Annotated in this window: 13 protein-coding genes; 5 read left to right on the top strand and 8 right to left on the bottom strand. The window is 68.6% G+C overall.

Annotated elements, in window-relative coordinates; genetic code table 11:
• Positions 1 to 109 precede the first annotated feature (109 nt).
• Positions 110 to 1,204, bottom strand: a complete 1,095-nt coding sequence (locus OG801_RS03210) for a potassium channel family protein (protein WP_355020827.1) — start codon at positions 1,202 to 1,204, stop codon at positions 110 to 112.
• A gap of 38 nt (positions 1,205 to 1,242) precedes the next feature.
• Here OG801_RS03210 and OG801_RS03215 point away from each other — a divergent pair, with 38 nt between their 5' ends.
• Positions 1,243 to 2,892, top strand: a complete 1,650-nt coding sequence (locus OG801_RS03215; RefSeq protein ID WP_406033597.1) for an acyl-CoA dehydrogenase family protein — start codon at positions 1,243 to 1,245, stop codon at positions 2,890 to 2,892.
• Between the two features lie 70 nt (positions 2,893 to 2,962).
• Here OG801_RS03215 and OG801_RS03220 read toward each other — a convergent pair whose 3' ends face one another.
• The 3 genes from OG801_RS03220 to OG801_RS03230 are packed head-to-tail and all read right to left on the bottom strand — an operon-like array spanning position 2,963 to position 6,050.
• Positions 2,963 to 3,802 carry a carbohydrate ABC transporter permease gene (locus OG801_RS03220; protein ID WP_406033599.1) on the bottom strand — a complete coding sequence of 280 codons (840 nt, stop codon included), beginning with the start codon at positions 3,800 to 3,802 and terminating at the stop codon, positions 2,963 to 2,965.
• Positions 3,799 to 4,797 (bottom strand): carbohydrate ABC transporter permease, encoded by a 999-nt coding sequence (locus OG801_RS03225; protein WP_406033601.1) that lies wholly within the window; start codon positions 4,795 to 4,797, stop codon positions 3,799 to 3,801. Before OG801_RS03225 ends, OG801_RS03220 begins: the two co-directional genes overlap by 4 nt.
• On the bottom strand, positions 4,794 to 6,050 hold the full coding sequence (locus tag OG801_RS03230) for an ABC transporter substrate-binding protein (RefSeq protein ID WP_406033603.1): 1,257 nt from the start codon (positions 6,048 to 6,050) through the stop codon (positions 4,794 to 4,796). Before OG801_RS03230 ends, OG801_RS03225 begins: the two co-directional genes overlap by 4 nt.
• Positions 6,051 to 6,352: 302 nt before the next feature.
• Between OG801_RS03230 and OG801_RS03235 the strand changes: the two genes are divergently transcribed.
• Positions 6,353 to 6,700: a hypothetical protein gene (locus OG801_RS03235; RefSeq protein ID WP_406033605.1), complete on the top strand. Its 348-nt coding sequence runs from the start codon at positions 6,353 to 6,355 to the stop codon at positions 6,698 to 6,700.
• Positions 6,701 to 6,758: 58 nt separating this feature from the next.
• Here OG801_RS03235 and OG801_RS03240 read toward each other — a convergent pair whose 3' ends face one another.
• Positions 6,759 to 8,108: a cation:dicarboxylate symporter family transporter gene (locus tag OG801_RS03240; RefSeq protein ID WP_355020833.1), complete on the bottom strand. Its 1,350-nt coding sequence runs from the start codon at positions 8,106 to 8,108 to the stop codon at positions 6,759 to 6,761.
• A 142-nt stretch (positions 8,109 to 8,250) separates the two neighbouring features.
• Here OG801_RS03240 and OG801_RS03245 point away from each other — a divergent pair, with 142 nt between their 5' ends.
• The 3 genes from OG801_RS03245 (at position 8,251) to OG801_RS03255 (ending at position 11,351) form a co-directional block, all read left to right on the top strand.
• Positions 8,251 to 9,855: a sensor histidine kinase gene (locus OG801_RS03245; protein ID WP_355020834.1), complete on the top strand. Its 1,605-nt coding sequence runs from the start codon at positions 8,251 to 8,253 to the stop codon at positions 9,853 to 9,855.
• Positions 9,852 to 10,544 (top strand): response regulator, encoded by a 693-nt coding sequence (locus OG801_RS03250; RefSeq protein WP_406033608.1) that lies wholly within the window; start codon positions 9,852 to 9,854, stop codon positions 10,542 to 10,544. Before OG801_RS03245 ends, OG801_RS03250 begins: the two co-directional genes overlap by 4 nt.
• 63 nt (positions 10,545 to 10,607) lie before the next feature.
• Positions 10,608 to 11,351, top strand: coding sequence for a class I SAM-dependent DNA methyltransferase (locus OG801_RS03255; RefSeq protein ID WP_406033610.1), 744 nt, complete (start codon positions 10,608 to 10,610; stop codon positions 11,349 to 11,351).
• On the opposite strand, the gene OG801_RS03260 is transcribed toward OG801_RS03255, so the two are convergent.
• From OG801_RS03260 to OG801_RS03270, 3 genes are read right to left on the bottom strand one after another with little or no spacing between them, the layout of a single operon-like run.
• The gene (locus OG801_RS03260) at positions 11,321 to 12,442 is read right to left on the bottom strand and encodes a hypothetical protein (protein WP_406033612.1); all 1,122 of its coding nucleotides are present in this window, start codon (positions 12,440 to 12,442) and stop codon (positions 11,321 to 11,323) included. The two genes, OG801_RS03255 and OG801_RS03260, sit on opposite strands and share 31 nt — an antisense overlap.
• 5 nt (positions 12,443 to 12,447) lie before the next feature.
• Positions 12,448 to 12,984 (bottom strand): GNAT family N-acetyltransferase, encoded by a 537-nt coding sequence (locus OG801_RS03265; protein ID WP_355020838.1) that lies wholly within the window; start codon positions 12,982 to 12,984, stop codon positions 12,448 to 12,450.
• Positions 12,985 to 12,988: 4 nt separating this feature from the next.
• On the bottom strand, positions 12,989 to 14,446 hold the full coding sequence (locus OG801_RS03270; RefSeq protein ID WP_355020839.1) for a glycine hydroxymethyltransferase: 1,458 nt from the start codon (positions 14,444 to 14,446) through the stop codon (positions 12,989 to 12,991).
• Positions 14,447 to 14,658 lie beyond the last annotated feature (212 nt).

Raw genomic sequence — 14,658 nt, forward strand, 5'->3', positions numbered from 1 at the left:
TAAAAGTGCAGATCAACTCTTTGAAGCTCGCCGGACCATCCGCTAATCTCTTCCATGTCAGCCGCTGGTGACCCGAGACGCCAGCGGCTGACTTCTATTTCGGCGGGTGTTACGCCTCCGCGGTGTCCTCACCGTGCGTCCCCGGACGCGGCGCCCAGGGCAGTTCCCTCGCGGCCCGCACTACGACCAGCCGGTCCCCACGTGACAGGGTGCCGACGACCGGGTCGAAGTAGCGGAAGACCTTCTCGTCGCGTACGACCGCGATCACCTGGTCGGCCAGCTGCTGCGGCTGCTTGCCGACCTCGTTGACCAGCAGGTCGCGCTCGGAGACCTCCAGGCCGGTGCCGGAGTTGAGCAGGTCCTCCATGACCGACCCCAGGGTCGGCGAGATGGTGGACAGACCCATCAGCCGGCCGACCGCGTCGGCGGAGGTGATCACCGAGTCGGCTCCGGACTGCTTCATCAACGGCGCGTTCTCGCGCTCGCGGGCGGCAGCGACGATCCACGCCTCGGGATTGATCTGCCGCACCGTCAGGATCGTGAGCACGTTGGAGTCGTCACGGTTGGTGGTGATGATGACCTGCTCGGCGTCCTTGACGCCCGCCCGCATCAGCACCTCGCGCCGGGTCGCATCGCCGGTGACCACCGCGATCCCGTCGGAGTGGGCATCCGAGCGCGCCACCGGGTCCGGGTCGACCACGACGAACTCCTCGGGATCCGCTCCGCTGCTGAGCAGCGTCTCCACGGCGCTACGGCCCTTCGTGCCGTAACCGACGACGACGATGTGCTGGGACATCTTCTTCCTCCAGCGAGCGACTCGGATGAGGTCACGGCCCTGCTTGGTGAGGACCTCGAGAGTGGTGCCGATCAGCAGCACCAGGAAGGCGATGCGGGCCGGCGTGATGATGAACGCGTTGATCATCCGCGCGTGCGCCTCGACCGGGGCGATGTCGCCGTAGCCGGTCGTGCTCAGCGTCACCGTCGTGTAGTAGATCGCGTCGATCAGGCTGATCTGGCCGGTGGGATCGTTGTTGTCGGCGTACGCGTCGCGGTCGAGATAGACCAGCAGGACCGTCCCGACCAGGATCGCCAGCGCGGCCAGCAGCCGCCGCCCGAGCTGCCACCACGGCGACCGCACCGTCTCGGGAAGAGCGACCTGCTCGACACCGGCCCACTTCGGGGCGAATGCAGATGTCTCGGACACATCTGTGACCCTATCCGCCGCGCTCTATCGTCTGTTGCATGAGTGCCTCCGACATCCGCCGTGTCACCAACCAGGCGCCCGCGCTCGCGGGTCACAACGTGCTCACCGGGGATGCCGCGCTGTCGGCGGCAGTCCTGCGTCACGCGGGCGAGCAGACCCTCGACTCGCTCGTCCCGTTGGGCGCCGAGGCCGGCACCGCCGAGGCGCAGGAGCACGGCCGTCTCGCCAACCGCTTCCACCCCGAGCTGGTCCCCTACGACCGCTACGGCAACCGGATCGACGAGGTCGCCTTCCACCCCTCCTGGCACTGGCTGATGGACAGGGCCGTCGGCCACGGCCTGGCCGCCGCGCCCTGGGCCTTGGCCGAGAAGGGCGAGGAGCACGCCCACGTACGCCGCGCCGCCGGGTTCCTGGCCTGGTCCCAGACCGAGCCCGGCCACCTGTGCCCGATCTCCATGACGTACGCCGCGGTCCCCGCGCTCCGCGCCGACGAGTCCCTCGCCGAGGAGTGGGTGCCGAGGCTCGCCTCCACGACCTACGACTTCGGTCTCCGCGACCCCGCCGAGAAGCTCGGCGCCCTGGCGGGCATGGGGATGACCGAGAAGCAGGGCGGCTCGGACGTACGCCAGAACATCACCGAAGCACATCCCGTCGGCGACGGCGTCTACGAGCTGCACGGGCACAAGTGGTTCACCTCGGCCCCGATGAACGACGTCTTCCTCGTGCTCGCCCAGGCGCCGAGTGGCCTCACCTGCTTCCTCCTCCCCCGTGTCCTTCCCTCGGGAGAGCGAAACCGCCTCGACGTGGTTCGGCTCAAGGACAAGCTCGGCAACCGCTCCAACGCCAGCTCCGAACTCGAGTTCCGCGGCACCACGGCCTACCGGCTGGGCGAGGAGGGCCGCGGCGTACGCACCATCATCGAGATGGTCGCCGCCACCCGCCTCGACTGCGTGCTGGGCTCTGCCTCGCTGATGCGCCGGGCCGTGGCCGAGGCGAGCTGGCACGTCGCCCACCGCTCCGCGTTCGGCGGCGCCCTGGCCGACAAGCCGCTGATGCAGAACGTGGTCGCCGACCTGGCCGTCGAGTCCGAGGCGGCCACGACCCTGGCGATGCGCCTGGCCGCCGCCGTCGACCGACCCGACGACGAGCACGAGCGGGCTCTGCGCCGCATCGGCCTGCCGCTGGCGAAGTTCTGGGTCTGCAAGCGCACCCCGGCGATGGTCGCGGAGGCGCTGGAGTGCCTGGGCGGCAACGGCTACGTGGAGGAGTCGGTGATGCCGCTGCTCTTCCGCGAGTCCCCGCTCAACTCGGTCTGGGAGGGCTCCGGCAACGTCAACGCCCTCGACGTCCTGCGCGCCATCCAGCGCGACCCCGGGGTTCTCGACGCATGGATCACCGAGGTAGGCAGGGCCAAGGGCGCCGACCGGCGCTACGACCGCGCCGTCGACGCCACCCTCTCCCTGCTGGGCGAGTCGATGACCAGTCCCGAGGAGCTGGAGCGCTCAGCCCGGCGTCTGGCCGGAAGCATGGCCACCCTCCTCCAAGGGAGCCTCCTGGTCCAGCACGGCCCCGACGAGGTGGCCGACATCTTCTGCGCCAGCCGCCTGCCGGGCCACGGCGGGACGTACGGCATGCTCGCCGGCGGCGACCAGAGGGCGGTCGTGCAGCGGGCGACGCCGGCCCTGTAGAGGCGCCTGGTCGCGCAACGAGCGCCATGCCTCGAAGGAGACATGGCGCCCGCCGCGTGCGGACCGGTCCTCAGCCCTTGACGGACCCGGCCGTGAGCCCACGGACGAAGTAGCGCTGCAGCGAGAAGAACACGATCAGCGGCACCGTCATCGTGATGAACGCACCAGCGGTGAGCAGGTGCCATTCCTGGCCACGATCGCCGATCAGGTCGCGCAACGTGATCGTGACGACCTCGTTGTCACCAGCCCCGAGGAAGATGAGCGCGACGAGAAGGTCGTTCCAGACCCAGAGGAACTGGAAGATCGCGAACGCTGCCAGCGCGGGCACCGACATCGGCACGATCAACCTCCAGAAGGTCTGGAAGTGCGAGGCCCCGTCGATCTCGGCCGACTCGATGATCTCCTGCGGCAGGCTCGACATGTAGCTGCGCAGGATGAAGACCGCCAACGGCATCCCGAACGCCGTGTGGGCCAGCCACACCGCGAGGAAGGTGCCGTTGAGGTCGTAGGCGCTGAACAAGCTGAGCAGCGGCACGAACGCCACCTGCAGCGGGACGACCAGCAACCCGACGATCAGCATGAACAGCACGTTGCGCCCCGGGAACCGCATGAACGTGAACGCGTACGCAGCGAACGCAGCGATCATGATCGGCAGCACCGTCGCGGGGACGGAGACGACGATCGAGTTCACGAAGGCGTTCGCCATCCCGCTCTCGAGGACCTGCGTGTAGCTGTCGAGGGTCCACTGGGAGAACGGGTCGGTGATGACCGTCCACCAGCCCGACGACTTCACGTCGGCCTCGTCGCGGAACGACGAGATCAGCAGACCCAGCGTCGGGATGAACCAGAGGACGCACAGCAGGACGATGCCCACACGAACAGCAACGCTGCCGAGAGTGAAGCTCCTCATCGACCGGCCTCCTGCTTCTTGAACTGGCGCATCTGGTAGATCATCACCGGGATCACGGCGATCATCAGGACCACGACCACCGCGGCCGCGCGTCCGGCGTCACCGAACTCGAAGAGCTCCACGAAGAAGGTGTTGGCCAGCACCGAGGTGCCCGCGCCGCCTCCAGTCATCACGTAGACGATGTCGAAGACCTTCAGGACCAGAATGAGGACGGTCACGAAGACCACGATCACCGTCGGCCAGATCTGCGGTACGACGACCTTGAAGAAGATCTGGATCTCGCTGGCCCCGTCGATGCGCGCCGCCTCCACGGTGTCCTCGGGGACGCCCTTGATCGCCGAGGAGAGCAGCACCATCGCGAACCCCGCCTGCAACCAGATCATGATGACGATCAGGAGCAGGTCGTTGAGGTTGTAGTCGGAGATCCGCAGCCAGGCGACCGGCTCGAACCCGAGACTCGTCGAGATCGCCGAGAGGAGCCCGATCTGCTTGTCGCCCTGCGCGAACCTGGTCGCGTAGACGAAGCCCCAGATCGTGCTCGCCCCGACGAAGCTGATCGCCATCGGCATGAAGATGACCGACTTCGCGACCCGCTCCGGGAACGCCTTGAGCTGGTCTGCCAGCACCGCCACGAGCAGGCCGACGATGACGCTCCCTGCCGGGACGATGAGGATCCAGAGCAGGTTGTTGACCAACGTGCCGATGAACTCATCGTCCCGGAAGAGCGACGTGTAGTTCCCGAACCCGACCCAGTTGATGCTGTTTTCATCGGCGAAGCTGTAGATCACGGTCATCACGGCCGGGTAGACCAGGAATACGGTCACCACCAAGATGGCCGGGCCGATGAAGACGTACGGCTTGACCCGCCGTTCCCACTTGCCCGGCAGGAGGCCTGAGAGGAAGTTGAGCACCCAGTAGAGAGCAGCGGTGCCACCGACTCCCAGGACGATCGCTACCAGGCCGTTGAGGATCTTCAGATATGGATCATCGGTCATCCTCGCCAGCTCTCCTCGATCGCGTCGGCAGCCTCCTGAGCGCTCTTCTCACCTCCGACGTAGGCGTTCATCTCGCTCCAGAACGTGCCGGCGCCGACCTGCGCGGGCATCAGGTCCGAACCGTCGAAGCGGAACGTGTCGGCGTCCTGCAGCAGGGTCGCGATCTCACCGAACATCGGGTCGGCGTACTGCGAGTTGTCGAACTCCGTGCTCGGCGAGAGCCAGCCGCCGGCCTGGGCCCACTCGGCACCGAAGTCGGGGGACGCGAAGAACTCCATCAGCTCCACCACGTCGGTGTCGTTGGTGAAGGCGGTCGCCATGTCACCGCCGCCGAGGACCGGGTTGCCCTCGAAGCCGCCCTCCATGCTGCCCGGGAGCGCGAAGACGCCGACGTTGCCGGCCAGGTCCGCCTGGACGTCCTTCGGGAAGAAGGTGGTGATGAAGTTGGCCTGGCGGTGCATCTCGCAGCCCGGCTTGGCGTCGAAGAGCGGCAACGGCGAGTCGCCGAAGGGCTCGCTCAGGGTGCCGTCGGCCCCGCCGCGTACGTTCTTCGGCTTGTTGATGATGTCGCCCATGGTCTCGATCGCATCGACGATCTTCGGGTCGTTGAAGGGGACCTCGTGGGAGACCCAGTCGTCGTAGAACTCCGGGCCCTCCTGGCGCAGGACGATCTCCTCGACCCAGTCGGTGTAGACCCAGCCGGTGTCGGCACCGGCCTCGGCGCCGAGGCACCACGGGGTCTCGCCCTTGGCGATCATCTGGTCCTCGAGGCTCCGCAGCTCGTCCCAGGTGGTGGGCGTCGTGTAGCCGGACTGCTCGAAGTTCTTCGGGGTCCAGACCAGCGACTTCATCGAGACGCGGATCGGGACGCCGTAGGTCTTGTCGTCGATCTCGACCGAGTCCATCAGGCCGGGGATCATGGTGTCATCGAGCGAGCCGACGTCGATGAGATCGTCGAGCGGGAGCGTGTCGCCCGACTCGGTCAGGTCGCCGACCAGACCGGGCTGGGGGAAGAACGCGATGTCGGGTGCGTCGTTTCCGTTGACCTTGGTGCGGATCTCGGTGGTGAAGTCCGTGGACGGGGTGTAGGTCACCTCGATCCCGGTCTCCTCGGTGAACGCGTCGAGGGCCGCGTTGAGCCCCACTGCCTCGCCCTCGGGGATCGCGCCGAGGATCTGGATGCTGCCGTCTCCCTCTTCGGTGTCGCCGGCATCGTTGTTGCCACCGCCGCCCGGCACCCCACACCCGGTCACGGCGAGTAGACCTGCGACTGCTGCTCCGATTTGCCACTTTCGCACGTGCATCTGATTGCACCCTCCATCGTCGTTTTGATCCACGGAGTCGTGCCACGCAGGCCGCGTCGGGTCCACGAGGCAGCGCCTCGTTATGTGATCTCCATAACATTAGTCGTTACGGTCCATCGATGTCCCGGGCAAATTGTCGAACACTCACCCGAGAACGCGCAGGACGATACCTGTCACGCAGTCCGGCGCTATGGAGACCCGCCAGCCCGGTGTGGCTCCGGCGGCCGAGTTAGGCCAGAATCAGCGCCCAAATGAACTATCCGCACCCTCCCCATCAAGGCCCCGGTCAAGGGCCCCATCACCAGCCGCCTCGCGACCCGCTGGCCGTGGCCGGCCGGTTGGCCGCTGTCATCTGCTCGATCCTCTTCTGGCTGATCGCAGCGATCGCCGTGGTCGCCGCCGTCATCGGCATCTTCCGCGCCTTCGGCGGCGACCTGGCCTGGCGTACGGTCGGGATCTGGGCCGTCGCCGGTATCGGCTGCTTCGCGTTCTCCTGGATCGTCGCCGCCCTCGGCCGGATCGGGCTCGACGACGAGCCGATCGGCTCATGGCGTTTCGCGCCGTTCGAGCTGGCGCGGATCCTCTACCGCAACCGATGACGACACCAGGCCGTACGTCGCGCGTGTCCGCGCGGCGTACGGCCTGGTGTCGTGGGGTCTAGACGAGCGCCTTGTCGGTCTCTGCCGCAGGCGGGGCGGCGTGGTCGTCGACCATGGTCGTCTCGTCGAACGGGTCCTGACCGTCCAGGACACGGTCGAGCTGACCGTGGTCGATGGTCTTGGTCCAGTGGCCGACCAGGACGGTGGCGACCGAGTTGCCGGCGAAGTTGGTCAGCGCACGGGCCTCGGACATGAACCGGTCGATGCCCACGATGAGCCCGACCCCGTCGACCATCTCCGGGCGGTGGGACTGAAGCCCGCCGGCCAGGGTCGCCAGGCCCGCACCGGTGACACCGGCGGCACCCTTGGAGGCGATCATCATGAACAGCAGCAGGCCGATCTGCTCGCCGATGCTCAGCGGGTCACCCATCGCGTCGGCGATGAAGATCGAGGCCATCGTCAGGTAGATCGCGGTGCCGTCCAGGTTGAACGAGTAGCCCGTGGGGACCACGACACCGACAGTCGCCTTCTCGACACCGGCGTGCTCCATCTTCGCGATCAGGCGCGGAAGCGCCGACTCGGAGGAGCTGGTGGAGAGGATGAGCAGGAACTCGCGGGCGAGGTACTTGAGCAGCTTGAAGAGGTTGACGCCGGTGGCCAGCTTGAGGATCACGCCCAGGATGCCGAAGACGAAGATCGCGCAGGTGATGTAGAAGGCGATCATGATCACGGCGAGGCTCTTCAGGGCGTCGATGCCGGTCTCCCCGACGACGCCGGCGATGGCGCCGAAGGCACCGACCGGAGCGGCCCACATGATCATCGCCAGCACGCGGAAGATCAGGTTCTGGATCAAGGTGATCGCCTTGAGGATCGGCTTGCCCGACTCACCCATCCGCTGCAGCGCGAACCCGACCAGCAGCGCCACCAGCAGGGTCTGCAGCACCACACCGGACGTCAGCGCCGAGAAGAGCGAGGTCGGGATGATGCTGAGGAGGAAGTCGGTCGTGCTCGCGTGCCCCTCCGAGGCAGCCTCCTGGCCCGCGGTGGACGCGTCCGAGCTCACCTGGAGGCCGGTGCCCGGGTCGATGATGTTGCCGACGACCATACCGATCGCCAGGGCGACCGTGGACATCACGATGAAGTAGACCAGCGCCAGGCCACCGACCTTGCCGACCTTGGCCGCGTTGGCGACCGAGCCGACGCCGATGACCAGGGTGCAGAAGATGATCGGCTGGATCATCATCTTGATCAGGTTCACGAAGGCCGTGCCGATCGGCTTCAGCTCCACCGCGAACGACGGGGCGATCAGCCCGACCAGAATGCCGAGGACCACCGCGGCTATCACCGCGATGTAGAGATAGTGTGTCCGGTCCTTCTTGGGTCTTGTCTCAGTGGTGGTCGTACTCATCGTTCCTCCTGGTCCGGTGTGTCCTGCCCTCCGGGGCAACTCGGGCAACTCTCCGGGAGAACGTGACGACCGTCACTGTTGTGTTCGTTGTGTTCGTGGCCACGATCACATCCACGCAACGGAGGTGGTCCAGAATGTTGTCGTGCCCCGTGTCCACCCGTTCCGCCCCCGCGTTCTCCGCGATCGGCCGGTGGCCCAGCAGGTGCTTCTCCTTCAGTTCGCCACGGTGCTGTTGCTCGTCGTCACCGGCATCCTGATGGCCTCCTACGACGCCCAGCGCGACTCCTACAGCCGCGCCACCCAGCGCGCGGTGGCCGTCGCCCAGACCGTCGCCGACTCCCCCACCGTCAGCACGGCGCTGCGCGGCGAGGACCCGACGGCGACCCTCCAGCCCTGGACCGAGCAGGTACGCCGCGACACCGACACCGACTTCGTCGTGGTGATGGACCTGGACCGCACCCGCTACACCCACACCGATCCGCGTCAGATCGGCGGAGAGTTCGTCGGCGACCTCGGTGGCGCGCCCGACGGCGAGGTCTTCACCCAGCAGTACACCGGGACGCTCGGCCCGTCGGTCCGCGCGGTGGTACCGGTCGAGGACGGCGACGAGGTCGTCGCGCTCGTGTCCGTCGGCATCACGGTCAGCGACATCAACCGCGGGCTCAAGCGCGACGTCACGATCGTGCTGCTCTGCGGCGCGCTGGTGCTGGCCGTGGGGCTGACCGGTGCCTGGCTGCTGAGCCGACGCCTGCACCGGCTTACCCATGGCATGGGTGAGCGTGAGCTGGCCCGGATGTACGAGTACTACTCCGCCGTCCTCCACTCGGTCCGCGAAGGTCTGCTCCTGCTCGACGGGGAGGGGCGCGTGCAGCTGGTCAACGACGAGGCGCGGCGCCTGCTGGCGCTGCCGGAGGACGTGATCGGCACCCGGATCGAGGACCTCGACCTGGCGCCCGGACTGGTCGCCGCCGCCCGCGGCCGCACCGCCGAGTCCGACGACCTCTACCTCGCCGGCGAGCGGATCCTCGTCGTCTCCTCAGCGCCCGCGCTGTGGGACGGCCGCGAGGTCGGCGCAGTGGTGACGCTGCGCGACCACACCGAGCTGCGCTCGGTGACCGGCGAGCTGGAAGTCGTACGCCGCCTCACCGAGTCGCTCCGGTCCCAGAACCACGAGGCGGCCAACCGGCTCCACACCGTGGTCTCCCTCATCGAGATGGGCCGCGAGCAGGACGCGGTCGAGTTCGCCACCGAGGAGCTCCAGGTCGCCCAGCTCCTCACCGACCGGGTCGTCGGCGCGGTCGAGGATCCCGTCGTGGCGGCGCTCCTGCTCGGCAAGTCGGCCGAGGCGGCCGAGCAGGGCGTCGAGTTCCGCATCGTCGGCGAGGTGCCGCCGGGCACGGGCATCCCGCCCCGCGACCTGGTGACGGTGCTGGGCAACCTCGTCGACAACGCCTTCGATGCCGTCTCCGGCTTCGAGTCCCGCCAGGTCGAGGTCCACCTGACCGGTGACGATGACACCCTCACGGTGCGCGTGGGCGACAGCGGACCCGGCCTGGACGACGCCGACTCGGCGCGCGTCCTCGACCGCGGCTGGACCACGAAGGCCGAGCCCGGCACCGGTCGCGGCCTGGGTCTCGCGCTGGTTGGGCAGATCGCCCGGCGTCATGGTGGCGAGGTCGTCATCGGCCGCTCGCACCTCGGCGGGGCCGAGTTCACCGTCACCCTCGCGACAGAGGTGGCTGAATGAGCGTCAGGGTGTTGGTCGTCGAGGACGAGGCGCTCGCCGCCGAGGCCCATGCGGCGTACGTCGGCCGGGTCTCTGGCTTCACCCTGGCCGGGATCGCGCGGTCGGCGCGCGAGGCGGTCCGCGCGCTCGATGCGGCCCGCGACGCAGGCACCCCGGTCGACCTGATCCTGCTCGACATGAACCTGCCCGACGGGCACGGGCTCGGGCTGCTCAGCCGGCTGCGCACCGCCGGGCACCTGTGCGACGTGATCGCGGTGACGGCGGCGCGGGACACCAAGGTGGTGCGGCAGGCCGTCGTGCAAGGGGTCGTGCTCTACCTGCTCAAGCCGTTCACGTTCGCGACGTTTCGGGACAAGCTCGAGCAGTACGCCGACTATCGTGCCCGACTGGACGCGGCTCCCGAGGAGGTCGTCCAGGACGAGGTCGACCAGCTGCTGGGGTCGCTGCGACCCACCGGCAGCACGCCGCTGCCCAAGGGCATGAGCGCGGAGACGCTGCGGGCCGTGACGGCCGCGCTGCGCGAGGCCGAACGTGACCTGTCCGCGAGCGAGGTCGCCGCGGTCGTCGGCGCGTCACGGGTGACGGCGCGGCGCTACCTCGAACATCTTGCCGACAAGGGCCTGGCCGCGCGCGGGGTCCGTTACGGTCCCAGCGGCGGGCGGCCCGAGGTCGGCTACTCCTGGCTCTGAACAGGACGGCAGGCTTTTAAATCGTTCGCGCCCTGCATGTGTCGCCGGGCAGAGTCGATGCCCATGACCAGCAGCGACCTGTGGACCCGCGACGACGCCGAGCGCTACGACGACCCCGACGACTGGGTCAACGCAGCCGAGGTGACCGGGCCGGTGGCCCGCCTCCTCGCCGAGCTCGCCGACGGCGGCCCCGCGCTCGAGCTCGCCATCGGAACGGGCCGGATCGGCGTACCGCTGCGGGAGCTGGGTGTGCCGGTCACCGGCATCGAGCTGTCCCAGCCGATGGTCGACGTCCTACGGCGCAAGGTCACCGAGGAGGAGATCCCGGTCGTCGTCGGCGACATGGCCTCCGCCGAAGCGCCGGGGGTGGGGGCGTACTCGTTGGTCTATCTGGTCTTCAACACGATCGGGAACCTGCGTACGCAGGACGAGCAGGTCGCCTGCTTCGCCAACGCCGCCCGTCATCTGGCGCCGGGCGGGCGCTTCCTTGTCGAGGTCGGCGTGCCCGCACTGCGACGGCTTCCTCCGGGCAGCCCGGCGATCCCGTTCGACGTCTCCGCAGCGCACCTCGGGTTCGACACCTACGACCTGGTCACCCAGCAGGCGATCTCGCACCACTACACCCGCGAGGCCGACGGCCGCTTCCGGTACGGGCCACACAACTTCCGGTTCGTGTGGCCCTCCGAGCTCGACCTGATGGCGCGGTTGGCCGGGATGACGCTGGAGGCGAGGTACGCCGGCTGGGAACGCTCCGAGTTCACCAACGACTCCACGAGTCACGTGTCCGTCTGGCGCAAGCCGGAGTAGCGCTGGAACTCCCAGGCGAGCCGGATCGCCTCACGGACGGCATCCGGGGAGGCGCGGTCGAGGTAGGCCTCGATCTTGTGGTGGGCCTCCAGCCTCGGCGGGATGCCGAAGGCGTCCGGCCAGCGTTCGATCAGCGCCTCACGGCGCTCGATCGGGACGCGGACGAGCAGAGTGGTGGCGTCGACCAGCCTGGCGACCAAGCGGTCATGGACATACCAGCCGCGCGGTTTGTGGCGGCAGCCGTCGAGCGAGGACACGAAGGCGTCGACCTCGTCCGGAGTCATGCTTCCGGAGCGTACGCCGTCCGCCACGGGCGGAGTCCAGGGCTGCCACAGGCCGATCTCCGCCTCGAAGCGGGCGACGATGGACTCGATCACGCCCCCGGCGGCGAGCATTGCCTCGGTCTCGTCGGCGGACGCGCCGCCGTGGTCGCACAGGGTCCCGAGCCTGTCCAGCTCTGGCGCAAGGGCCGGTTCGATCTCGCTCCAGCGGACGGCGGCCGCGAGACGGTCGGTGGTCCAGGTGCCGTCGTGGACGCTGACCAGGCCGGCCACGGCGAGGAGTGACTTGCGCGCGATCCGGCGGGAGAGGTCGCTCGGATCGTCGCGGCCGAGGGCGCCGCGCCACCTGCGCAGGGCACGCCCGATGTCGCCGTTGAAGCCGCGCGCGGCACGAGCGTCTGCTGGGAACCCCGGAAGGGCTTCGCCCGGGTCGGGGCCTGCGAGATGGGCGCAGTAGTGCCGCAGGAAGACCCGGTTGCCGTACGCCTCGTCGCCCTCCCCGGCGTAGTCGTCGGAGGACGCCGCGGCGAGCTCCACGCCGCGGCAGATCTCGGCGAAGGCCGCCGACGCCTCGGCGCCGAGTGCGGAGGCGTCCGCCGCCGGGAGTCCGATCGTCAGCAGATCGACGTCCGAGGTGGGCACGGTGGCCGTGCCGTTGGCGACCGAGCCGTAGACGTGGACCGACACCTCCGGCGCGACCCGCCCCAGAACGTACGCAAGGACCGGCTCGTACGCGGACTGCACTCGGTCGCGGCGCGCTCCCGTGACGATCAGACCGTCGGGGGTGACGCCTTCTCGTGGGTCGGCCATCGCGGTCAGGTGAGGCGGAGCGCCATCTTCGACTCGGTGCGCGGGTCGCCTTCGGGGAACGGCTGCGTCTCCCCGGTGAGCTCGAAGCCGAGGCGCTCGTAGAGGCGGCGCCCGGACTCGTTGCCGTCGACGACCCACAGGGTCAGCACAGAGGCACCGTCACGACGCGCCCAGCCGGCGACGGCCAGGATGAGTCCCTCGGCGAGACCGTGACCACGCGCCTCGGGGGCGAGCCACATGTTGATCAGGTGGTGCTCGTCGTCGTGGATGATCCCGGCGGCGAGCCCAGAGGGCTTCTCGCCGAGCCAGGCGATGTAGGCCGAACCGGACGCGGCCCACAGCCGCCAACGCTCGTCGGGCCAGGTCACCACCTCGTCGTAGGAGGCCCAGAACGCACGAGGGGTGTCCTGGAGAGCCGCGAGGCGCACCTTCTTGAGCGCCGGCCACTCGTCCTCGACGACGACACGCACCGCCGCCGTCGGGACCACCTTCTCAGGGGCCCCGACGCCGGGGATCGAGCTGGGTCGCTTCGGAGCAGGCACGGGATCAGGCGAGGTCGAGACCGGGGTAAAGCGGGAACTTCGCGAGCAGCTCCGCCGCGGCGGCCTTGGTGTTGTCGGCGACCGAGTCCTCGATGGCGTAGGAGGCCTTGGACGGGCCGCCGGCCTTCGTGGTGCCGGGGGTCGTCTTCGAGAGCACGTCGACGATGAGCTCGGCGACGCGGTCGAACTCGTCGGCGCCGAAGCCGCGGGTGGTCAGCGCCGGGGTGCCGAGGCGGATGCCCGAGGTGTACCAGGCGCCGTTCGGGTCGGACGGGACCGAGTTGCGGTTGGTGACCACACCGGAGTCGAGCAGCGCCGACTCGGCCTGGCGGCCGGTGAGGCCGAAGCTGGTCACGTCCAGCAGGACGAGGTGGTTGTCGGTGCCGCCGGTGACGAGCTTGGCGCCGCGCTTGAGGAAGCCCTCGGCGAGCGACTTGGCGTTGTCGGCGACCTCCTGGGCGTAGGTCTGGAAGCTCTCCTGCTTCGCCTCGGCGAAGGCGACGGCCTTCGCCGCCATGACGTGGCTGAGCGGGCCGCCGAGGACCATCGGGCAGCCGCGGTCGACGCTCGGGGCGTACTCCTCGGTGGCCAGGATGAAGCCGCCGCGCGGGCCGCGAAGCGACTTGTGGGAGGTCGAGGTGACGACGTCGGCGTAGGGAACCGGGTTCTCCTCGCCCTGGAACACCTTGCCGGCGACGAGGCCGGCGAAGTGGGCCATGTCGACCATCAGGGTGGCGCCGACCTCGTCGGCGATCTCGCGCATCTTGGCGAAGTTCACCCGGCGCGGGTAGGCGGAGTAGCCGGCCACGATGATCAGCGGCTGGAACTCCTTGGCCTTGGCACGCAGCGAGTCGTAGTCGAGCAGCCCGGTCTCCGGGTCGGTGCCGTACTGGTTCTGGTGGAACATCTTGCCCGAGATGTTCGGGCGGAAGCCGTGGGTGAGGTGGCCGCCGGCGTCCAGCGACATGCCCAGCAGGCGCTGGTTGCCGAGCTCGGCACGCAGCGTCTCCCAGTCGGCCTCGGAGAGCTCGTTCATGTTCTTGACGGCCATCTTCTCCAGCCACGGGCCCTCGACCCGGTGGGCGAGGATGGCCCAGTACGCCGTCAGGTTGGCGTCGATGCCGGAGTGCGGCTGCACGTAGGCGTACTCAGCGCCGAAGAGCTCCTTGGCGTGCTCGGCGGCGATCTGCTCGACGGTGTCGACGTTCTGGCAGCCGGCGTAGAAGCGGTGGCCGACGGTGCCCTCGGCGTACTTGTCGGAGAACCAGGTGCCCATCGTCATCAGCGTGGCGGGGCTCGCGTAGTTCTCGCTCGCGATCAGCTTGAGGCTGGCGCGCTGGTCAGCGAGCTCCTGCTTGGTCGCCTCGGCGATGCGGGGCTCCACGGAGGCGATGACCTCGAGGGCTTGGTTGTAGGCAGAACTCACAGTGCCTGAATTCACCGGGGCAGACAGATCGCTCATGGTCACAGCCTAGTCAGCCGCGCGGACGAGAGCAGCATCGTGGTCGCCGGTGCGTTGCGTACGTCCTCTATCACCGCCCACGGGAATGACCGACTGCTCAGCCTGGTTAAGAGACCGTGACCAGATGGTGACCTCGGCCACACCGCCCGCGTGAACAAGCGGGAACGTCCCACATAACGGACTGATGTCTCATATATCGGGATTCCAGATTG

This window comes from Nocardioides sp. NBC_00163, from assembly GCF_045206295.1.
Classification (GTDB): Bacteria; Actinomycetota; Actinomycetes; order Propionibacteriales; family Nocardioidaceae; genus Nocardioides.